General features: G+C 68.8%; 20 protein-coding genes and 1 riboswitch. Of the genes, 6 read left to right on the top strand and 14 right to left on the bottom strand.

The window, feature by feature from the left end; all coding sequences use genetic code 11:
* Positions 1 to 3: 3 nt before the first annotated feature.
* From VHR41_20615 to VHR41_20640, 6 genes are read right to left on the bottom strand one after another with little or no spacing between them, the layout of a single operon-like run.
* Positions 4 to 1311, bottom strand: coding sequence for a M28 family peptidase (locus VHR41_20615; protein ID HEX3236608.1), 1308 nt, complete (start codon positions 1309 to 1311; stop codon positions 4 to 6).
* A gap of 21 nt (positions 1312 to 1332) precedes the next feature.
* Positions 1333 to 2406 (bottom strand): M20/M25/M40 family metallo-hydrolase, encoded by a 1074-nt coding sequence (locus tag VHR41_20620; protein ID HEX3236609.1) that lies wholly within the window; start codon positions 2404 to 2406, stop codon positions 1333 to 1335.
* A gap of 51 nt (positions 2407 to 2457) precedes the next feature.
* A complete protein-coding gene (locus VHR41_20625) occupies positions 2458 to 2949 on the bottom strand; it encodes a GNAT family N-acetyltransferase (protein ID HEX3236610.1) in 492 nt (163 codons plus the stop codon).
* A complete protein-coding gene (locus tag VHR41_20630) occupies positions 2931 to 3809 on the bottom strand; it encodes an ABC transporter substrate-binding protein (GenBank protein ID HEX3236611.1) in 879 nt (292 codons plus the stop codon). The genes VHR41_20625 and VHR41_20630 overlap by 19 nt, the downstream gene beginning before the upstream one ends.
* A 10-nt stretch (positions 3810 to 3819) precedes the next feature.
* Positions 3820 to 4239 (bottom strand): hypothetical protein, encoded by a 420-nt coding sequence (locus VHR41_20635; protein HEX3236612.1) that lies wholly within the window; start codon positions 4237 to 4239, stop codon positions 3820 to 3822.
* 1 nt (position 4240) lies between these two features.
* The gene (locus VHR41_20640) at positions 4241 to 6433 is read right to left on the bottom strand and encodes an oligopeptide transporter, OPT family (GenBank protein ID HEX3236613.1); all 2193 of its coding nucleotides are present in this window, start codon (positions 6431 to 6433) and stop codon (positions 4241 to 4243) included.
* A 210-nt stretch (positions 6434 to 6643) separates the two neighbouring features.
* Between VHR41_20640 and VHR41_20645 the strand changes: the two genes are divergently transcribed.
* The 4 genes from VHR41_20645 (at position 6644) to VHR41_20660 (ending at position 8538) form a co-directional block, all read left to right on the top strand.
* Positions 6644 to 6793: a lmo0937 family membrane protein gene (locus VHR41_20645; GenBank protein HEX3236614.1), complete on the top strand. Its 150-nt coding sequence runs from the start codon at positions 6644 to 6646 to the stop codon at positions 6791 to 6793.
* Entirely contained in the window at positions 6790 to 7011 is a 222-nt protein-coding gene (locus VHR41_20650; protein ID HEX3236615.1) for a hypothetical protein, read from the top strand. Before VHR41_20645 ends, VHR41_20650 begins: the two co-directional genes overlap by 4 nt.
* Positions 7012 to 7168: 157 nt before the next feature.
* Positions 7169 to 7816 (top strand): RNA polymerase sigma factor, encoded by a 648-nt coding sequence (locus VHR41_20655; GenBank protein HEX3236616.1) that lies wholly within the window; start codon positions 7169 to 7171, stop codon positions 7814 to 7816.
* A complete protein-coding gene (locus tag VHR41_20660) occupies positions 7813 to 8538 on the top strand; it encodes an anti-sigma factor (GenBank protein ID HEX3236617.1) in 726 nt (241 codons plus the stop codon). The genes VHR41_20655 and VHR41_20660 overlap by 4 nt, the downstream gene beginning before the upstream one ends.
* Positions 8539 to 8675: 137 nt before the next feature.
* On the opposite strand, the gene dacB is transcribed toward VHR41_20660, so the two are convergent.
* Positions 8676 to 10214: a D-alanyl-D-alanine carboxypeptidase/D-alanyl-D-alanine-endopeptidase gene (gene dacB / locus VHR41_20665; GenBank protein ID HEX3236618.1), complete on the bottom strand. Its 1539-nt coding sequence runs from the start codon at positions 10212 to 10214 to the stop codon at positions 8676 to 8678.
* A 353-nt stretch (positions 10215 to 10567) separates the two neighbouring features.
* Between dacB and VHR41_20670 the strand changes: the two genes are divergently transcribed.
* Positions 10568 to 10975, top strand: coding sequence for a hypothetical protein (locus VHR41_20670; GenBank protein HEX3236619.1), 408 nt, complete (start codon positions 10568 to 10570; stop codon positions 10973 to 10975).
* Positions 10976 to 11052: 77 nt separating this feature from the next.
* Positions 11053 to 11880: a fasciclin domain-containing protein gene (locus VHR41_20675; GenBank protein ID HEX3236620.1), complete on the top strand. Its 828-nt coding sequence runs from the start codon at positions 11053 to 11055 to the stop codon at positions 11878 to 11880.
* 2 nt (positions 11881 to 11882) lie between these two features.
* On the opposite strand, the gene VHR41_20680 is transcribed toward VHR41_20675, so the two are convergent.
* The 7 genes from VHR41_20680 to VHR41_20710 form a co-directional block, all read right to left on the bottom strand.
* A complete protein-coding gene (locus VHR41_20680; GenBank protein ID HEX3236621.1) occupies positions 11883 to 13046 on the bottom strand; it encodes an acyl-CoA dehydrogenase in 1164 nt (387 codons plus the stop codon).
* Positions 13047 to 13081: 35 nt separating this feature from the next.
* Positions 13082 to 14956, bottom strand: coding sequence for a bifunctional homocysteine S-methyltransferase/methylenetetrahydrofolate reductase (locus VHR41_20685; protein HEX3236622.1), 1875 nt, complete (start codon positions 14954 to 14956; stop codon positions 13082 to 13084).
* A gap of 1 nt (position 14957) precedes the next feature.
* On the bottom strand, positions 14958 to 18695 hold the full coding sequence (metH, locus tag VHR41_20690) for a methionine synthase (GenBank protein HEX3236623.1): 3738 nt from the start codon (positions 18693 to 18695) through the stop codon (positions 14958 to 14960).
* Between the two features lie 38 nt (positions 18696 to 18733).
* Positions 18734 to 18807, bottom strand: a riboswitch (SAM riboswitch).
* Between the two features lie 125 nt (positions 18808 to 18932).
* Complete coding sequence (locus VHR41_20695) at positions 18933 to 19508, bottom strand: YggT family protein (protein ID HEX3236624.1); 576 nt, start codon at positions 19506 to 19508, stop codon at positions 18933 to 18935.
* 5 nt (positions 19509 to 19513) lie between these two features.
* Complete coding sequence (locus tag VHR41_20700; GenBank protein HEX3236625.1) at positions 19514 to 19960, bottom strand: hypothetical protein; 447 nt, start codon at positions 19958 to 19960, stop codon at positions 19514 to 19516.
* A complete protein-coding gene (locus VHR41_20705; protein HEX3236626.1) occupies positions 19957 to 20934 on the bottom strand; it encodes an acyl-ACP desaturase in 978 nt (325 codons plus the stop codon). Before VHR41_20705 ends, VHR41_20700 begins: the two co-directional genes overlap by 4 nt.
* Positions 20935 to 21041: 107 nt before the next feature.
* Positions 21042 to 21476: a GNAT family N-acetyltransferase gene (locus VHR41_20710; protein ID HEX3236627.1), complete on the bottom strand. Its 435-nt coding sequence runs from the start codon at positions 21474 to 21476 to the stop codon at positions 21042 to 21044.
* Between the last annotated feature and the right edge of the window lie 77 nt (positions 21477 to 21553).

The following is a 21553-nucleotide window of genomic DNA, read 5'->3' on the forward strand; positions in this document are numbered from 1 at the left end:
CCTTCAACCTCCCCGAATCCCGAGCGTGGCTCTGAGGGTCGTGATCTGGCCCCCGCGGCGGACGACGATCTCGACCACATCGCCCGGCTGATGACTGCGGAGCGCCGCGGCCATGGCGCTGAGATCGGGCACGTCCATGGTGCCGATCCGGGTGATCACGTCGTCACCGCGGAGCCCGGCACGCTCCGCTGGACTCCCGGCCCGCACCCCAACCAGCCGAACGCCTCCCGGGCTGGCCATCATGTCGGGGACGGTGCCGAGGTAGGCTCCCTGACCCGATCCAGACATTCTGGCGGTGTCCGACTCTTCCGGCGGCGCGGAGGTCACCACGGTGAGCGGGTGCGTGCGGTTGGCCAGCGCGGTCACCAGCCCGGCGGCGAAATCGCTCACCCGCTTGAAGCCGTCCAGGTTGATCTTCTCCCAGTCGTCGGTCGAGCGGTGATAGTCCTCGTGCAGGTCGGTGAACAGGTGCAGCACCGGCAGACCGGCGGCGTAGAACGATGACTGGTCGCTCGGACCGTAGCCATCGCCCTGGGCCTTGAGCTCGAAGCCCGCGTACCAGTTGAGCGAGTCGAGCAGGGCAGGAAACTCCTTTGCAGTCCGGCTGCCATACACGATGAGCCGGCTCTGCCGCAGCCGTCCCACCATGTCGAGATTGATCATCGCCCGAGTGGTGGCGAGGGGATAGACCGGCTGCTTCACGTAGTAGGAGGACCCCAGGAGGCCGAGCTCCTCGCCGCTGAACCCGATGAAGACCACCGTCCGGGCCGGCGGCGCCACGGCCAGCCGGGCCGCGATCTGGATCAGCATTGCCGCACCCGAGGCGTTGTCGTCCGCCCCGTTGTGCACCCGCCCGGTGCTGTCCGGGTCGAGGCTGCCGAACCCGCCGAGCCCGAGATGATCGTAGTGGGCACCCACGATGATCGCCTCGTTCCGGAGCACTGGATCGCGGCCGGGTAAGACACCGATCACGTTGTTTCCCCGGAGCCCCCCGACGTGGGCCTGCTGCGCCACCGGGGCGGTCTTGGCCACCGTGAAGGCCTGAAACCAGCCCCCGGCCGCCGGCTGCAACCCCACCTGGGCGAACCGGCGCGCCAGGTAGGCCGCGGCCGAATCGGCGCCCGGCGTCCCCGTCATCCGCCCCTCCAGACGGTCATCGCTCAGGTAGCGGATGTCGTCGATCGCCTGGAGCGGGGGGGGAGTGACTCGCGGCGCCGGCTGGGCCGGCACGCCGAACTGAGCCTCGAGCCGGACAGCAGGAAGAGCGAGCAGCAGCAGGACGCGCGGAATCTGGGGCGGAAGTCTCAGCATACGCTCGAAGAATATCACCCTCTACCGCGGTACGAAGTCGGTGTCGGGCCGGAGCCGCCGGGCGAAGGCCGCGAGAAGGCGGGCGGTCCGGTCGAGGTCCTCCAGGGCGATCATCTCGTTGGGACTGTGCATGTACCGATTGGGCACCGAGACCAGCGCCGTGGCCACGCCCCGATGCGCGTTGAAGATCGCTTCCGCGTCGGTGTGTGTGTCTCGTGAGGCAGCTTCGATGCTGTAGGGGATCTTCTCCGCGTCCGCGGCGGCCGCCAGCAGCTCGAACACCGGCTCGCTCACCGATGCCCCGCGCGACAGCACCGGACCACCGCCCAGCCGGTAGTCGCCGTGGCGCCGCTTTTCGATGCCCGGATAGTCGGTGGCATGGGTGACGTCGATGACGATCGCGACGTCGGGCTCCAGCGCGACCGCCGAGGAGCGGGCGCCCCCACCGTGTGCCGCGATCTCCTCCCGGGAGGTGGCGACGGCGGTCACCGACGCCGCCAGTCCGGCAGCGTCCCCCGCGAGCAGCCGGAGCGCCTCCAGCACCACGAACGCGCCGATGCGATTGTCGATCGACCGGCTCACCAGACGGTCGTTGGGGAACTCCACCACTCCCGCGGCCAGCACGCCGGGGTCGCCGATGCGCAGGTGACGCTCGGCCTCCGCCCGGCTGGCGGCGCCGATGTCGATCCAGAGATCCTCCACCTTGGAGACCTTCTCCCGATCCTCCTTGTCCATGATGTGGATCGCCTTCTTCCCGACCACCCCGGTCACTGCCCCGCCGCGGCCGAGCAGCCGCACCCGCTGCCCCACGAAGACCTGCGTGTCCCACCCGCCGATCGGGTCGAAGCTGACGAACCCATCGTCGTCGATGTGGGTGACCATGACGCCGATCTCGTCGATATGTCCCGCGAGCATCACCCGGGGACGGCCCGACGGATTGACCGTGGCCAGAGAGTTGCCGCTCACGTCCGCCCGCACGTCCCCGGCGAATCCCCCCGCTTCAGTGCGCCAGAGCCTGGCGGGAGCCGTCTCGAACGCCGAGGGGCCTGGGGTATCCAGGAGGGTCTTGAGAAACGAAAGCGATTGGGGTCTCATCGGGCGTCGGGGATGGGGACCGCCAAAGGTCGCGGCGGTGCCTCGCGATGTCTAGCCCTGATCGGCGCGCAGCGTCAGCTCGAGAAAGGCCGTACCGTCGATCGGATTGGGTCGATAGGCCGGAATGGGCCGGAATCCCATCGCCTGGTAGAGCGCCCTGGCGCCGACCATGGCAGGGAGCGTGTCCAAACGCATCCGGCTGTAGCCCGCGTCCCTCGCCTCCCGAACGATCCGCTCGACCAGCCGGCGCCCGAGTCCGGCCTGGCGGTACGCCGGCCTCACGTAGAGTCGTTTCATCTCGCAGATCCCCGGCTCCAGTGGACGCAGCGCCACGCAGCCCGCCGCCTCTTCGCCTTCCCATCCCAGGAGCAGCCGCCCCAGAGGCGGGGCATAGCTGCCAGGCAAGGTGGCGAGCTCCTCCGAGAAGCCCTGGAATTCCAGATCGACGCCAAGCGACGCCGCGTACTCCCGGAAGAGCTCGCGAGCGATGTCGGTGCTCTGGTCAGAGGCCTGGACGATCCGCGTCACCCGTGCGGACACCATCTCACCAGGCCCTCCATCTCCCGTCCCAGCATGGCCGATTGCAGCCGCTCCGCCCCGTCCACCAGCCGGGGTCCCGGCCGCGAGGTGTAGGCGTTGCCGTCCAGCACCCATACCGGCGCTCCATCGAGAAACCGCCGGCTCCCGGGATCCTGCAATCGCGCCAGCTCGACGCGCGATCGCTCGACCCCGAAGCCGCACAGCATGACGATCATCAGCTCGGGATCCAGCGCCGCGATCTCGGTCCAGGAGGTGTGTACCGAATGGCTGCCGGACCGCGCGCCCACATCCTCGCCGCCGGCGGCCTCCACCAGCTCGGGAATCCAATGGCCGGCGAGGTACGGTGGATCGAGCCATTCGACGCAGACGACGCGGGGCCGACGTGCCGGCGCGCTCGCCCCCAGTCGGGCCAGCCGCGCCTGGAGGTGGTCGACCAGGGCTGTCCCTCGGTCTTCCAGCTCCAGCGCGCGGGCCACCCGTCGGATGTCGTCCCAGACGCCCTCCAGTGTCCTGCCGGACAGCGACAGCACCGCCGGTGGCGACGGCAGAGCGGAGGCCAGCCGGTGTGCCTCGCCGTCCGCGACGGCGCACACCTCACACAGTTCCTGCGTCACGATGATGTCGGGCGCGAGCCGCCGAAGCAGGCTGGCATCGACGCCGATGACCGGGCGGCCGCTCTCGCGAAGAGCGCGGACCTGGGTGTCGATGGCGCCGCTGGCCGCGGCGGGGTCGATCGGAGTTGTGGTTACGCGGGGGATCGAGCCAAGGCCGGGCGGGAAATCGCACTCGTGGGAGATGCCGACGAGCCGGTCCGCGCAGCCCAGGGCCGCGACGATCTCGGTCGCGGCGGGCAGCAGAGTCATCACCCTCATTTCAGCTTCCGGTCAATCGGCTCGGTCGGTAGTTGGCGAACAGCAGCAGGCCGATGAACGGCGCCAGCAACGCTCGGAAGTCCCGGGTGAGGAGGTAGGCGATGGTGCCGAGCAGCGCCGGCGCCTCCACCAGCGCCCAGATGACGACAGCGCGGCCCAGGTTGGCGCGCCACCATTCGTCCGGCGGGCTTCCCGGCCTCGGCGGCACCAGCCGGCTGGCGGTAAAGCCGGCGGCGCCGAACAGGGTGGCAGCGACGATGGTCAGCGACACGTACAGCACTCGCCGGTCGGGGAGCTGCACACTGGGCTCGGCATCCTGCGCGTACCAGGCCACCATCCAGAACAAGACCACCCCGACCACGAGCGCCGCGTGAATCAACCGGGCGCCGATGGTGGGCGAAACCGGCTGCCTCCGCGCCACCTCAGCGACTCGCGACCCGATAGAGCACCGCCGCCAGGCCGGCGAAAAGCAGCAGCGCGATCACATCGTTCTGCGAGACAGATCCCAGCGCATTCTGCAACCCTGCCAGGTAGGCCAGGTAGTCCGCCGCGGGCACCTGCGCCGTCTCGGCCCGGTGCGCCAGCGCCGCGGCCACCCCCGCGATCGCCACGCCGCCGAGCGCGCCCCCCGCGATCAGCCCGCTGGAGAAGAGCACGCCGGGACCGGACTCGACCTCGGCGAGTGACCGGTCGCCGCCGCGAGTCCGCCGTTCCATCAGCCAACGGACCACGCCACCGGCGAACATGGCGGACGAGGTGGAGACCGGCAGGTACACGCCGACCGCGATCGGCAGCGACTGCAGGCCCATCAGCTCGATCGAGAAGGTGAGAAACACGCCGATGAGCACCAGCCCCCAGGGAAGCTTCCGAGTCAGGATCCCGTCGGTCACCAGGGCCATGATCGTGGCCTTGGGCGAGTCCAGCTTGGTGATCGGCCGGCCGTTGATCTCGTGGATCCGGCCGCCGATCCCGGGATCGACCAGATAGCCGATTTCCCGCGTGGTCGGCTCCACCAGGTACTTGCCCGGCACCACCCCCTGGACGGGCAGGTTGACCCGCACCACGTCCCAGGTCCGCCCGCCGTACGTCATCCGCTCGCCGAGCGCGGTGACGGAGCGGTCGGGTGCTCCCGGCGCGGCTGCCTGGAGGGCCACTCCCGCATGCTGCTCCGGCACGATGTTGGTGTAGGTGTTGTTGAGCAGGGCGAGGGTCCACCCGATGGCCAATGCGGAGGTCACTGCCCCCACCATGATGGCGAGCTGCTGCCTCCGCGGCGTGGCGCCGACCAGAAAGCCGGTCTTGAGGTCCTGGCTGGTGGCACCGGCATTGCCCGCGGCCACCGCGATGACCGCGGCGATGGAAATGGCTCCCACCCGGTGGTCCACTCCGGTCCATCCGATCAGGAGGAAGATCGCCGTGGTGCCGATCAGGGCGGCGATGGTCATTCCGGAGATCGGGTTGGCGCTGACCCCGATCTCACCGGTAATCCGGGCCGACACCACCACGAAGAAAAATCCGAAGATCACGATCAGCACCGCGCCCAGCAGATTGACGGCGAGCTGCGGAAGCACCGTGAGCAGCAGTGCGAGCGCCACTGCCCCCGCCAGGGTCACCCAGATCGGCAGGTCCAGGTCGGTCCGGATCCGGGCCGCCGCGTCGCCCACGCTGCCGCGCAGGTCCTCGAAGCCCGAGCGGAACGCGGCGATGATCGTGGGGATCGCCCGGATGAGTGCGATGATCCCTGCCGTCGCCACGGCGCCGGCGCCGATGTAGAACACGAAGTTCGCCCGGACCTCGGCCGGGCTCATGTCGGCGATGAGCTTGGTCTCGGCGAAGATCGGCTTGGTGAGTCCGGAGCCGAACAGCTTGATTGCCGGGATCAGGACCAGGTACGCGATGCAGCCGCCGGCAAAAAGGTTCCCCGCGATCCGAGGGCCGATGATGTACCCCACGCCGAGCAGCTCGGGCGACACTTCGGCCGAGATCGAGGCCCCAGCATACGAGCGGGAGACCCAGCCGGGATACTCCTTCCAGACCTTGAGTCCGGCCATCAGGAATTTGTACGTGAAGGCGATTCCGAACGCCTGAAAGAGGCGCTTCGCCTGCAGGCCACCCCGCTCGCCCGCCTCGAGCACCTCCGCGCAGGCCGTGCCCTCGGGGTAGGTCAGCCGTCCATGCTCCTTCACGATGAGCGCCCGCCGGAGCGGAATCATCAGGAGGATGCCCAGCAGCCCGCCGACGACCGCGATGACCGCCACTTTGCCGACAGTCAGGTCGTAGCCCATGAGCAGGATGGCGGGCAAAGTGAAGACGATGCCCGCCGCGATCGACTCGCCGGCCGAGCCGGTGGTCTGGACGATGTTGTTCTCCAGGATGGTCGAGCGACCCAGCGTCCGGAAGAACGCTACCGAGAGCACCGCGATGGGGATCGACGCTGAGACGGTGAGTCCGATCTTGAGCGCGAGATAGACGCTCGACGCGGCGAAGACCACCCCGAGGATTGCCCCCAGGATCAACGCGCGAGCCGTGAGCTCGGCGGGCGATTGATGCGCCGGAACGAACGGTGTGTGCGCGGCCGGCTCCGGTGGAGCGCTCGGGCGGGTCAGGGTCGCCATGGATGTCCGTCCAGAGGGGAAGAAGAGAACGCGCCTCAAGCTACCGAGGCCGCTGGGGGGCGTCCAGCACCTGCGGGGTCCGGACCCTCGAGGGTGTTGCGCGGGGCACCGGGCCCGTGAGGGTCATCACGGCGCTCGTCCTGGGGTTCGCCCATGATTAGAGCGTCACTGCGCAGCAATCCGGAGGTTCATCGGTCAAGGGAGGGCGCTATGCTCTGGACGATCTTCGTCATTCTACTGGTGCTCTGGCTGCTGGGGATGGTGTCCTCCTATACGCTCGGGGGATTCATCCACGTCCTGCTGGTCGTCGCGGTCGTCATTGCGCTGATCCAGCTGATCCAGGGACGGCGAGTCGTATGAAGGCCGCGACGATCGTGGGCATCCTGCTGATCATCGTGGGCATCGCCGGGTTGGCCTTCGGTGGGTTCTCCTACACCCACAGGGAAAAGGTGCTCGACGTCGGTCCGATCCAGGCGAGCGCCGACAAGAAGGAGTCGCTTCCGGTCCCGCCGCTGCTCGGTGCCCTCGCCATCGTCGGTGGCGTCGTATTGCTCGCCTCGGGCGCTCGCCGCGCCTGAGCCAGGCGGCCGCAGGGGAAACCCCCTGCGGCCGGCCCCTTCCGCCAGCCTCCTCCGCAAACCGGAACTCCAGCCGCGACGTTCTTAGATCGAGCGGGTCCTCCGCGACTTGCGCTCGGCGACTTGCGCTCCGCCTTCCGGCGATGCAGTCATAGTCGTGGCCCGATCAGAATCCCAGCCCGGAAAGAAGTCCGGCTCGCCCAGCGAGGGGCGGCCCGGCCGGGAGACGCTCACGCTGGAGACCGAGCGTTCCCTCCGCCAACGGCTGGTGGCCCGGGACGAGCAGGCGCTGGTCGAGCTCATCGAGATCGCGGGTCCCTGGCTCCTGGGCCTCACCCAGTCCATGCTGGGCGATACCGACGAGGCGGAGGACGTGGTCCTCGAGGTCTTTGCTTCCGCCTGGGACCGGATCGGCCGGTTGGGAGACGAGCCAGGGGGACTCATGCCCTGGCTGCTGCGGATCGCCCGGAATCGGGCCATCGACCGGCTGCGGCATCGGCGGCGTTGGGAGGTGAAGCACGCCCGGGCGGAGAGCTTCGATGCCCTGCCCGTGGGGCGAGTGGGTGGCGGCCTCGACGAGGCCGCCCTGCCCGGTTGGCACGTGCACGAGTCGGTGCACGCCGCCCTCGCCGCGCTCCCCCCGGAGCAGCGCGAGGCCGTCCGTCTCGCCTACTTCCAGGGGCTCACCCATTCGGAGATCGCCCGCGCCCTGGGCATCCCGGTAGGCACGGTGAAGACCCGGCTCCGACTCGCCTTCGACAAGCTTCGCGTCTCGCTGGCTTCCATCAAGGATTGGGTGCTATGAACGCCCACGACTGGTACGTCGAGAATCGCGCGGGGTTCGTTGCCCGCAGCCTCGAGCCGGCGGAGGAGCGGACCTTTCGCGATCACCTGGCCCGCTGCGCGGAGTGCACCGCGGAGGTTGCCCGGCTGGAGCGCGAGCTCGCCTGGCTCCCGATGGCGCAGCCGCCCCAGGCGGCCTCGCCCAGCTTCGCCCGGCGCGCCGCGACGCAGATCCTGCAGCGGCGGGGACGCTGGCGCCAGTGGGTACCGTACGGGGTCGCGGCGGCCGCGATGCTGCTCGCGATCGGCGCGGGCTATCGGGGCGCGGAGGACCGACGTGAGCTGAGCGCGGTCCTGGCTGACCGGGAGCACCGGCTGGTCGCGCTGGAGGACACGCTGTCGGTGCTGCGGGGGGCCCGCCAGGTAGTGCAGATCCCGATCGCGATGGAGGGTCGCCAGGGTGGGTTGCTGATCTTTCAGGAACCGGTGTCGCACCGCTGGTGCGTGGTGGTCCACGGCCTGCCCCCGGCGCCGGCGGGCAACATCTATCAGTTCTGGTTCATCACCGAGAGCGGCATGGTGCGTTCCGTCACCCTCAAAGCCGACGCCCCTCACCCCGCCTTCTTCACGCTTCCCATGCCCCCGGTCCGGTCACCCGTCATGGGCGCCGCGCTCACCGTCGAGCCGGCGCTCAACCGCTCGTCCGAGCCGCAGGGACAGCAGTTGGCGCATGTGACGTTTTGAGGGCGGCGGGGCGGTGGGAAGGACGGGAAGGCGGTAAGGACCGGTAAGGACGGTAAGGGCGGGAAGGCTCGCATGTCCCGGCTCCGCTCAGCCATCCTCGGCCGGCGCCACCTTACCGCCCTTACCGCCCTTCCCGCCTACTGCGCTGAGTCCGAATTCACCGGCCACCAGGCGGGATGGGAGGTCTCCTCGCCGCCCAGCTGCACCGGCGGTTCCGGGAGCGTGTCGCTCGGGATGACGACGCCGTTGGCACCCAGCTCCCGAAAGAGCTTCCATTGGGCCTGCCGGGCCGCCCACGGCCTGCCGCCGTTGTACATCAGGGCCACCAGCAGAGTGCCTTCCGGCCGGCCCAGGTACCCCACCACCGTGGAGACTCGACCCAGCGTGCCGGTCTTGGCCCGCACGACACCCACACCCGGGAAGCCGCTGTTGAGCCGGTGCAGTGTGCCGCTCCCGTTGGCCGGCAGCAGCTGGGGGAAGTTTCGTCCGGCCGGCGTGGTCGGGAACTTGGCGAGATAGGAGACGAACGCGGCCGGAGTGACCCGATCATCGTAGGAGAGGCCACTGCCGTCCACCAGATACACTCCGTCGGTTGATCCGATCACCTGCCGCACGTGGTCGGTCAGGAGCTCCGGGCCCCGGGTCCGGCCGCCGGCCCATTGCAGCAGGAGCTCGGCACCGAAGTTGAGGCTTCGACGGTTGATCTCGCTGGCCAGCGAGTCCAGTGACGGCGATGCCACTTCCCCCAGAATCTGCATGCCACCCGTCGGGGGCGGGCCCAGGTAGGGCGACGGATTCCAGACGATGCCAGCCCGGGTGAGTGCGGTGCTCCAGACGGCGTTCAACAGGGCCCGCGGGTCGGCGGCCACCGCCGTGAGCCGGCGGACCCCGGCGCGCGCGCCGATGGTACCAGTGACGACCCAGCCACCGTCCAGCCGGGTGCGGAGGGCCAGCCGGGAGCGCCGACCCGCTCGGGTTCGGGCCGTGACGGTCACCATCGATCCGATGCCGCTCGGCGCGGTCTCGATGAGCCGGACGCGCTGCCCCGGCTTGCTGCCGGGCGCGATGGTGAGCCAGACGACATTTTCGTGCAGCGTGAGTGGGCCTATGAGCGGGGCGAAGATGCGACCCTGATGCCGGGTCGACCAGACCGCCGGATACACCGCGTTGGCCGGACCATCGGTGCTCTGCACCTGCAGCGGCCCGGTGAGCTTGCGAACCCCGGCCCCCGCGAGCTGGAGGGCCAGATCGTAGAACGTCGGTCCTGAGCCCTCGGCCCGCTCCAGGGACGGGTCGCCGTTCAGCTCGAGCGCCCAGCTCCCGATCCATTCCCCGCTCGCCGGGTCCAGCGAGCCGACCCCGACCACCCGGGTCGCGCGGCGGGCGCTCCCGCCCAGGACACTGCGGGCGAATCCTGTGGTGAAGAGCTTCACGGTGGACGCCGGCATGAGGGGCTGATCCGGCTGAATGCTCCAGAGGATCTGGCCCGTCTGATCGGCCACCGCGATCCCCCACTCGCCCGGAGAGCTGCGCTGGGCCCGCTGGTACCAGGAGGACATTCGGTCGGCCAGCCACTGGCTGTCCGTCTGCGCCTGCAGGGGAGCGACGTGGCTCTGCAGCCAGCCCATGAGGGCCAGAGCCAGGGTGCAGCGGGCAAGGGACGACGAAAGGCGCACTGAGATTCCCGACCGTAGATTGTGACCACGAGGTGCGTCCGGGTGCTGCTGTGGCGAGCACGCTGCGGAGACCCTGCTATGATCTCCAATGTATGCCCTGGGCCCGGCCGGCATGTCAAGGCCTAAGGTCATACTCGCCACTCATTTATCTCGCTGGATGAAGCGCCGCAACCGACTCGGCGGCAAACCCTGTGGGCCAGTGCAGTCAACTAGCAATTCCTGGGCCTTCCGGCGAGCTTGCACCGGGTGACCATGATCACGGCAGGGGTAGTCACCCCCGGGTACCGTCCGGCATCGCCGAACCCTGGTCAGCCAACCTGACAATCGCCCGAATGCGATCTGAGGAGGTCGAAATGCGAACTCATACGTGTGTACGCTTGGCGGCTCTCACCGTGCTGACCACAGGACTGGCCTGCTCCAGTACTACCGCACGGGTGGACAACACCAGGACTGCCACGGCCCAGGACACCACTTCGGTGCAGAATCCTCCGGGCTATCGGGGCATGGAACGGGACACAACGGCCGTACCACCTAAACCCGAGACGCCGGTGGACACGCTTCTCCAGCGCCAGGGAACCGGGGCTACCCACGACACCAGTTCTATGCGCATCCAGCGGGATACCACCCTCGGCCGGACCGGCGTGGTGGACTCCACGGGTGTGAGCCCGGCAAACTCGACCGCGGCCCCGCCGGTCGACACGATGCCCCGCGATACGACGGGGTACGGCCAGCCTCAGCAGCACGATTCAACTTCACGCTGAGCGTGATGGACGTGCAACCACGGCAGCGAGCCTGGAGGCGCCATCGTGCCGCCGCTTGGCGTTGGCTCCTCCTGCTGTTGCCGCTGGCTGCATCCTCCGTCCGCGCTCAGCAGGCAACCGACACCACCCGGTCGGCGGACAGCCTGCCCGCGGGGAACGCCGCCCCGCGCGACAGCACCGCCGTGAGCGACTCAACGCGGAACGATTCCACCCGCCGCGACTCGACCCGCCGCGACTCGACCCGCCGCGATTCGACTCGCCGCGATACCACCGCCCGCGACTCCGCCGCCCGCCGCGATACCACCGCTCGGGCCGGCGCTTCCCCCCGAGCGGACACTGCGGCGCGTCGGAGCGACACGCCGAAGCCGATCCCGCCTCCACCTGACGACACCAGCCTCACCGCGCGTATGGACGTCCGCCGGGGCGGCGGGCTCACCCGCTCGGAGTTCCCCGATCTGTTGCAGTCGGCGCAGCTCACCCGGCAGTACGGCAGGTTCCTTCGTCTGGTGGAGCGTTCCGGCTGGGCTCAGCGCCTCGCGGGAGCGGGCCCCTACACCCTGCTGGCCCCCAACGATCTCGCCCTCCGGCGGGTGCAGGCGCCGGTGCTCGCTCGCCTCGAGGGCGACTCGGTCCTGCTGCATCGCTGGGTGGGTGACCACGTCTTTGCCGGGAGTCTCCGCACGGCCGACCTGCTGAGCGCCGGCCAGGATACCGCGGAGAGCGGGAGAGTCGTGCGGTTCACCCGGGACTCCGCCAGCGGAAGCCTGCGGGCGGATGACGCCCGGGTGGTGCAGCCCGATCTCATGGCCCGAAACGGGATGATGCAGGGGATCGACCGGGCGCTGGCGCCGGACACCGTGACCCGGGTGCGTCCACCGGAGCCCCGGCCGGCTCGCCGGCGCTGAGGCTACTTGAGGAGAGTCTTCGCGATCGTCTGGAGCTGCATGTTGCTGGTTCCCTCGTAAATCGTCCCGATCTTGGCGTCCCGGTAGTACTTCTCCGCCGGGTACTCCTTCGAGTAGCCGTAGCCCCCGAAGAGCTCCAGGCAGTTGGAGGTGGTCCGGTCGGCGACCTGGGAGCTGAACAGCTTCGCCATGGCCGCCTGGTGGGCGAAGGCATGGCCCGCGTCCTTGAGCCGCGCGGCGTTGTAGACCATGAGTCGGGCGGCCTCGAGGTCGGTCACCATCTGGGCCAGTTGAAACTGGACCCCTTGAAACTCCGCGATGGTCTTTCCGAACTGCCGGCGCTCCTTCACATACTGTGTCGCCGCCTCCAGCGCGCCCCGCGCCACCCCGATCATCTGGGCCCCGATGCCGATGCGCCCTTCGTTCAGGGTCTCGATGGCGATCTTGTAACCCTGGCCGACCGGCCCCAGGACATTCTCCGCCGGCACCACGCACTGCTCCAGGATCAGCTCCGTGGTGCTCGAGGCCCGGATGCCCAGCTTGTTCTCCTTCTTGCCCACGCTGAATCCCGGGAAGCCGTGCTCGACCACGAACGCGGTGATACCCTTGTATCCCTTCGACAGGTCGGCATTGGCGAAGACGATGAACACCCCCGCCTCCGCGCCGTTGGTGATCCAGAACTTGCGCCCGGTGAGCTCCCACCGGTCGCCCTTCCGCTCAGCGCGCGTGGCCAGCGCGAAGGCGTCGCTCCCGCTGTCGGGCTCAGAGAGCGCGAAGGCGCCGAGCAGCTCGCTGGTGAGCCGGGGGAAATACCGGGCCTGCTGCTCCGGGCTGCCCCACCGCAACAGCGCGTTGTTGACCAGCGTGTTGTGCACGTCCACGTAGATGGCGGCGGAGGCATCCACCCGGGCCAGCTCCTCAATGGCGAGCACCGACATGAAGATCCCGCCGCCGGCCCCGCCGAACTGCTCCGGCACCTCGATTCCCATGAGGCCCAGCTCGAAGAACTTGGGGATGAGATCGGGCCGGAACTGGGCCGCCTCATCCATCGCCTGGACATGGGGCTTGACCTCGGTCTCGGCGAACTGCCGGACCGAGTCCTGGAACATGGTCTCTTCTTCGGAGAGCAGGGTGAGGGCGGGAGCAGCCGTGCGGAGGTCCTGCATAATGGCATGGCTCCGAGAATGGCCGGAAGCGTTGGTCAGGTCGGCGGAGTATAGCCCTGGCTCGCCACCGGTTCAATCGGCGCCGCCTGCAGCACCTCCAGCGCCACCGGCACCCGCCCGAGCGGCGCCGAGACCTGTGCGCCCTGAACCCGCTCCGCGGCGGCCGAAAGCATCTCCTGAGAGATCCGCACCCCTTCAGCCAGCGCCTCCTCTTTCCCCTTGCTGCTGGCCTGCCGCATGCGCTCGAGGACGCTGTCGGGCACGGTGATCCCGGGGACCTCGTTGGCCAGGAATTCGGCGTTCCGGAGGGAGATGAGTGGCCAGATTCCGGCCACGATGGGGATCCGGAAGCTCTCCACTCGGGCGAGGAAGCGGTCCAGCTGAGCCAGATCGAAGACCGGCTGAGTGATCGCGAACTCGGCCCCGGCCTCGACCTTCCAGGCGAACCGCTTGAGCTCCCGGTCGAGGTCCGGTGCTGCAGGGTTCACGCCCACGCCGATGACGAACCTCGTCGGCTGGCCGATAGGGTTCCCCCCGGGGTCGAGCCCGCGGTTCAGGCGAGACACCAGGTTGGTCAGACCGATGCTGTCGATGTCGAAGACCGCCGTCGCCTCGGGATAGGGCCCCATCTTGGGTGGATCGCCGGTGATGATCAGCAGGTTCCGGATCCCGGCGCCTGCCGCGCCGAGCAGGTCCGAGAGCATGCCGAGCAGGTTCCGGTCCCGGCAAGCGTAGTGCACCACGGCCTCCAGGCCCACCTCGCGCTGGATCATGAGGGCGGAGAGCAGCGCGCCCATCCGGCTCTGCGCCCGCGGCCCGTCGGGCACGTTGACGGCATCCACCCCGGCGCTCTTGAGCAGCCGCACCTGGGCGAACATCGGGGCCGGGTCCACCCCCTTCGGCGGGACAATCTCGACCGTGGTGATGAACCGCCCCTCCGCCAGCTTGGCGCCGATCCGCGAGCGCTCGGCCAGGGGCACCGGGTCGGCGGCGGTGGCCGCGATGGGCGTGGCGCTCACCGAATGCACGTGCCGGGGCGACACGCTCTGCACGAACCCGACGATGGCCCGGATGTGGTCCGGCGTCGTGCCGCAGCACCCTCCCACCAGTCGGGCGCCGGCCTCGACCATGCGGCGGGCGTAGCTCGCCATGTATTCCGGCGAGGCCATGTAGATCTTCCGGTCGGCGACCTCGCGCGGCAACCCGGCGTTGGGCTGGGCGGAGAGGGGCAGGGTCACCACCCGGGCAAGCTTCTCCACCGCCTCCAGCACGCCGTGCGGGCCGACGGAGCAGTTCACCCCCACCACATCCGCGCCCATCACGGCGAGCTCGGGGCCGAAGACCACCGGATCGGTTCCGTAGTGGGTCTTCCCGTCGGTGCCGACCGTCATCTGTGCGATCACCGGCAGGTCGGAGAGGCTCCGGACGGCCTGGAACGCCGCTCCGAGCTCGGCCACGTCGCTGAACGTCTCCAGGATGAACCCGTCGACGCCGCCGGCCAGGAGTCCGCGGACCTGTGAGACGAACGCCTCCCGCGCCTCGGCGACGGACATCTCGCCGAACGGCTCGATCCGCACCCCCAGCGGCCCGATCGCGCCGGCCACCGCGGCGCGGCCGCCCGCCGCCTCGCGGGCCAACCCGGCGGCCTCCGCATTGATCCGCTCCGTCTCGGCGGCCAGGCCATGGGTGGCGAGCTTTACCGGATTGGCGCCGAAGGTGTTGGTCTCCAGCAGCTCGGCGCCGGCCCGGACGTACTCCCGGTGGATCTCCCGCACCAGGTCGGGCTGCTTGAGATTGAGCTCGTCGTAGCACACGTTGAGGAAGACGCCGCGGCCGTAGAGCATGGTGCCCATCGCCCCGTCCACCACGTGGACCCGGCCGTCGGCGAGCAGATCGCGTAAGGTCGGCACGCTAGCGCTCGTAGTTCAGGTTGGGCGCCAGCCAGCGCTCCACCACCGGCGGGTCCATCCCCTTCCGCCGGGCATAATCCTCCACCTGGTCGCGCTCGATCTTCCCCACGCCGAAGTATTGAGCCTGCGGGTGCCAGAAGTAGTATCCGCTGACCGCGGCGGCGGGCAGCATCGCGAAGCTCTCGGTGAGCGAGATCCCGGCGTTCGTTTCGGCCTGCAGCAGGTCGAACAAAGTGCGCTTCTCGGTGTGATCCGGGCAGGCCGGATACCCGGGTGCCGGCCGGATCCCTTGATACTTTTCCTGGATGAGCGCGCTGTTGTCTAGCGACTCCTTCCGCGCGTATCCCCAGAACTCCTTGCGCACCCGCTCGTGCAGCCGTTCCGCGAAGGCTTCCGCCAGCCGGTCGGCCAGCGCCTTGGCCAGGATGGCGGAGTAATCGTCGTTCGCCGCCTCGAAATCGGCCACCACGCGCTCCAGCCCGATGCCGGTCGTCACCGCGAAGCCACCGATCCAGTCGGCCACCCCCGTCTCCCGCGGCGCGACGAAGTCCGCCAGGGCAAGGTTGGGCCGACCGGGCGGCTTGAGCATCTGCTGCCGAATGGTGTGGATCACCGCGAGGGACTGGCGGCGGTCGGCGTCCGCGTAGAGCTCGATGTCGTCCCCCACGCTGTTCGCCCGGAAGAAGGCGAACACCCCGCGGGCCTGCACCAGCCGCTTCCGTACCATCCGGTCGAGCAGCTCCTGGGCGTCGCGGAAGAGGCTCGTGGCCGCGGTGCCGAGCACCGGGTCCTGCAGGATGTCGGGATAGTGGCCGGCCAGCTCCCAGGTCTGAAAGAACGGAGTCCAGTCGATCCGGGGCACCAGGTCGTCCAGCGGGTAGTCGTCCAGCACTGTCAGGCGCGGCGCGCAGGGCTCGGGCGGAGTCACCCCGTTCCAGTCGATGGCGAGCCGGTTGCGCCGGGCGTCGGCAATCGACTGGCGCCGCTCCTCCGGACGCCTCTGGCTCCGTTGCTCCCGAAGCTCCTGATACTCTGCGCGCACACCGGAGACGTACTCCTGGCGCAGCGTATCGCTGAGCAGACTGCCCGCGACCCCGACGGCGCGGGAGGCGTCGAGCACGTGCACGGTCGGGCCCTGGTACTTCGGCTCGATCTTCACCGCCGTGTGCACCCGCGAGGTGGTGGCGCCGCCGATCAGGAGCGGGAGCTCGAAGCCTTCTCGCTGCATCTCGCTCGCCACGAACGACATCTCCTCCAGAGACGGAGTGATCAGGCCGCTCAGCCCGATGATGTCCACCCGCTCGCGACGGGCCGTCTCCAGGATCTTGGCGCACGGCACCATCACGCCCAGGTCGATGACGTCGTAGTTGTTGCACTGGAGCACGACGCCCACGATGTTCTTGCCGATGTCGTGCACGTCGCCCTTCACGGTGGCCAGCAGCACCCGGCCGTTGGTCCGCATCGCCGAGCTGGTGTCCCGCTCCGCCTCGATGTAGGGGATCAGGTGGGCCACCGCCTTCTTCATCACCCGGGCGCTCTTGACCACCTGCGGCAGGAACATCTTCCCGCCGCCGAAGAGATCGCCCACGATATTCATCCCCGCCATCAGGGGGCCCTCGATGACGTGGATCGGCCGCTCCACCTGGTGGCGCGCTTCCTCGGTGTCCTCTACGATGAAGTCGGCGATCCCTTCCACCAGCGCGTGGGCCAGCCGCTCGTTGACCGGCGCGTTGCGCCAGCTCAGATCGGTGATCTGCGCCGCCGCCTGACCCTGCACCGAGGCGGCGATCTCCAGCAGCCGGTCGGTCGCGTCGGGTCGCCGGTTCAGCACCACGTCCTCCACCCGCTCCAGCAGGTCGGCAGGGATGTCGGCGTAGATCGGCAGCTGTCCCGCGTTCACGATCCCCATGTCCATCCCCGCCTCGATGGCATGGTACAGGAACACCGCGTGGATCGCTTCGCGGACCGGATCGTTGCCCCGGAAGGAGAAGGAGACGTTGCTGACGCCGCCGCTCACCAGGACGTGGGGCAGGGTCGACTTGATCCGCCGGGTGGCCTCGATGTACTCGACCGCATAGTTGGCGTGCTCCTCGATCCCGGTGCCGATGGCGAAGATGTTCGGGTCGAAGACGACGTCCTCCGGCGGAAAGCCCACTCGCTCGGTCAGGATCCGGTAGCACCGGGTGCAGATCTCCACCTTCCGCTCGGCCGTGTCCGCCTGGCCCCGCTCGTCGAACGCCATCACGATCACCGCGGCCCCGTAGCGCCGGACCAGACTGGCGTGGTGGACGAACGCCTCCTCACCCTCCTTGAGGCTGATCGAGTTGACCACGCCCTTCCCCTGGACGCACTTGAGCCCCGCCTCGATGACCGACCACTTGGACGAGTCGATCACCACCGGTACCCGGCTGATGTCCGGCTCGGCGGCGATGAGCTGGAGGAACTTCACCATCGCCTGCTGCGAGTCGAGCATCCCTTCGTCCATGTTGATGTCGATCATCTGCGCGCCGCTCTCCACCTGCTGGCGCGCGACCTCGACCGCAGCCTCGTAGTCGCCGGCCAGGATCAGGCGGGCGAATTTCCGCGAGCCGGTCACGTTGGTCCGCTCGCCGACGTTAGCGAAGATGCTGTCCGGTCCAATCGTGAGGGGCTCGAGCCCGCTCAGGCGGCACGTGGGCTCGACCGCCGGTCGCTTCCGCGGCGGCACGCCGCGCACCGCGTCCACAATGGCGCGAATGTGGGCCGGGGTGGTCCCGCAGCAGCCGCCCACGAAGTTCACCAGTCCGCTTTCCGCGAACTCCCCGAGCACCTCGGCCATGTGCTCCGGCGTATCGTCGTACTGGCCGAACTCGTTCGGCAGGCCGGCGTTCGGATGGGTGCTCACGAACACGGGCGCTACCCGGGACAGCTCCTGGACATACTGCCGGAGTGCCTGGGCGCCGAGGGCGCAGTTGAGCCCCACGCTGAGCGGGCGGCCGTGCGCCACCGAGTTCCAGAACGCCTCGGTGGTCTGGCCCGAGAGGGTGCGCCCACTCGCATCCACGATCGTACCGGAGATCATGATCGGCAGCCGAATGCCAGTCGCCTCGAATACCTGGTCGATGGCGAAGAGGGCGGCCTTGGCGTTGAGCGTGTCGAAGATCGTCTCGACCAGCAGCAGGTCTGCGCCGCCGTCGATCAGGCCGCGCGCCCCGTCGGTGTACGTGGCCACCAGCGCGTCGAAGCTCACGTTCCGAAAGCCGGGATCGTTCACGTCGGGCGAGAGCGATGCGCTGCGGTTGGTGGGGCCGAGCACCCCGGCCACGAATCGCGGCACGTCGGGATCACGGCGCTCGTAGGCGTCGCAGGTCTCCCGGGCCAGCCGGGCCGCGGCATGGTTCAACTCGTAGACCAGCTCCTCCATGCCATAGTCGGCCAGCGACATGGCGTTGGAGGTGAAGGAGTTGGTCTCGATGATATCGGCGCCCGCGTCGAGATAGGCGGCGTGGATCGCGCCGATGATGCCGGGCTGGGTGAGCGTGAGCAGGTCGCTATGGCCCCGGAGCTCGCGCGGCCAGTCGGCAAACCGCTCGCCCCGGTAGTCGCGCTCGCCCAGCCCGTAGGTCTGGATCATGGTCCCCATGGCGCCGTCCAGCACCAGGATACGACGGTCCAGCAGCGTCTCCAGCTCCTGGAGCCGGCTCGTGCGGGTCCAGCGCGTGCTTCCGGTCCGGGGGACGGGGGGTTGATCGACCAGCACTCGAGTCTCCGGGGGTAAACAAAGACCCCTGAAGCCAAAACGCCTCAAGGGTGAGCGTTTTAGCGGTTGTTTAACGTGGCCGCAAGCAGCGCAAATCGCCACGAGTCGATTGTCCGACCACTCAAACCTAATGGGAGGCCGGGGCCCGGCAAGGGTATCAGAGCCCCAGGCGGCGGCTGTTGCAAGCGCGAGGCCAGGAAGCGGAGCAGTGCCTCGTTGGCGGCGCCGTCCGCTCCATCACATCCAACTGAGCACGAATCCCCGGACGACGTACAGGATCAGCCATGCCACCATAGGGCTCATGTCGAACATTCCCAGGGGCGGCAGAATGCGCCGAATGGGCTCAATGAGCCAGTCGGTGGCGGCCACGACCGGGCGCATCCAGCGGGAGTACGGCGACAGCCCCAGCCAGGAGGCAATCACCCGGACGAAGATGGCGCCCATCAGCAGCGCAAAGAGCGCGTCGACCAGGAAGCGCGCCAGCGCGCGCGGACCGGAGGAGGCGACGACACTGAGGGAGACGGCCACTCCGGCGAGCCAGTGGACCAGCGTGAGCAGCAGCAGTCCCCCGAGGACCACCAGCACCACCAGCCAGAGCGGGGCATCCTGCGGGCTGCCGCCCGCTCGAATGATCCGCCGTTCCAGCGGCAGCAGGATCGGATCGCTCGCCCGGCGGACCAGGCGGGGCCACGCCCCGAACGGGCTGAGGCGGCGGCGGCGCACCGCCCAAGTGGTCAGGCCGACGATCGACGCGTACACCAGGGCGAAAACGACCAGCGCCCGGGCCCCGAGGTCGAGGGTGGGAAAAAACACGACGCTCAGCGGTCCGGCGTGTCGCCGACCCGGACTGGTCGCTGCGCGCCCGAGGCGGTGGTGCACATCAAGGTGAAGCGGCCGCCGTTGAGCGAGGCTTCCTCCAGAATCTGGCTGTCGCCCCGGCAGGAGAGGATCTGGTGGGCCCCAGGCTTGCGGAAGGCCACGGTCACTACCGGCTCGCGCTCGAGATTCACCAGGCGCCGCACAGTGGCTCCGCTCAGACTGTCGATTCCCATCTGGCGGAAGGAGCTGGCCGGGCGCCCCATGTGGGAGCCGCGGTAATCGATGGCCCGGTCCACCAGGTCGAAAACCTCCCTGCCCAGCATCTCCGCGTCACCTGGGGGCTGGCTGGACCGGGACTGGGCCGCCGCCGGGCGGCCGGTGTCCGTCTTGCCGCACGCGGTGAGTATCAGCAGCATCGCGAGCGCGCAGGAGGTCCGCCGCCTCATTCCATCGCGAATTCGCGGTTGAACACCACCTCGAAGCTGAACGTCTTGGCCCGGCTGCGGGTCTCCATGATCTCCGCGATGCGCTTCAGCCGGGCCGGAATTCCCATGATCTTCTCCTGCGCGATCCGGCCGAGCTCATTGAGGCCCTGGAGGCTCTCGATCTTCCAGTACCGGATCTGCTCCTGCACGATCCGCAGGTAGTCGCGCGGACCGTAGATCCCGGCCCGCCGGATCACGTCGGCCAGCTCCTTGAAGCCGGGCATGGAGACGCCGGGCATATCGATGGCGGGCAGGATGAACGAGGCGGAATGCAGCGCCTGGTTGGGATCCCGTTCCAGAATGAGCTCGAAGACGCTTCGATAGAACGCGTAGTGCCGCGCCTCGTCCTTGGCCACATGCCCCAGCGTCTCGCCCAGCCTGGGCTCGTACTCGGACACGATGCGTCCTGTCTCACCGTGGGAGAACTGGGTGGCACGCTCCTGGACGGTGGTGTACACGAACACCCGGTAGGGGTCGCGGTCCCACTCCGGGTGGAAGCCGCGGCGGAGATACTCGAACTGCATCTCCTCGATCTTTCGCTGGTCGAACAGGCGGGTGTCGCGGGCGTAGTCGTGGAGCACCTGCCCGTGCCGGTCCTCCTCCGCGGTCCAGAGGTTGTTCCATCTCCGCCAATGGCTCTCATCGCCCAGATACACGGCCAGCAGCCGGTGGAAGTGCGGCAGCCCCTCCTCGGTCAGCATGTTGAGGGCAAGCGCCGCCCGGATCGGATCGGGGATGCCCTCCGCCTGGGTCCGGAGCTGGCGGACGAAATCGTCGGGGCAGACACCGGGTTGGGGCTGGATCAGGTCGGCCGGGAACCAGAGCTCGCGCTTCCGCTCGTGCGCTTCCATCAACTCCTGGACCGGCCCTTCCAGGTCCCGCAGCACTTCGACTTTGGAAGCCAGTTCAATGGCCGGATCGGTGGCTGTGCCCATGTGGTTCCTTCACGGCAGGTAGCCTTATAAGCAGAGGACCAGCCCCTAAAGATAGCGTGGCTGGTCCGGTCAATGCCAACAGTCGGCCCACCGCAGCGGCGGGGAAATCAGGGGGCATCAGGCCCGATCTGCTTCTCCATCAGGTACCAGCTCCGGTGCCCGATGTAATCGTCTCGCTGAAAGATACGCCGCCACCCCAGCGCCGCCAGCAGCGCCTCCGACCGAAGGTCGTCGGTCCAGAACTCGGCGATGTGGCCCCCGGTGAGCCCCGCCCGCTCCTCGAAGGCCGCCAGCAGCCTGTGAGCGTGGCCTTGGTGCCGCTCCTGCGGCAGGACCACCACATCGACCAGATGCGCGACGCCGCCGCGGAGCCAGTACCGCAGGCCACCGATCCAGTTACCGATCTCGTTGCTCAGGACGAGATAGTGCTCATCCGGGGCGGCGGACCCCCCGTTGGGATCCTCCTCCTGGTCGAGCAGATCCGAGAACCAGGCCGAGAAGTCCTCGTCCTGTTCCATCTCCCGAATCGTAAGTTCGCTCATGTGGTTACCCGCCTCCCAGAGGAAACGCGCTGACCCAATCGCAGCAACACTAATGCCAGCCGAAAAAGTTCCTGTCT

It is taken from the genome of Gemmatimonadales bacterium, from assembly GCA_036265815.1.
In the GTDB taxonomy this organism is placed as follows: domain Bacteria; phylum Gemmatimonadota; class Gemmatimonadetes; order Gemmatimonadales; family GWC2-71-9; genus CAVVWJ01.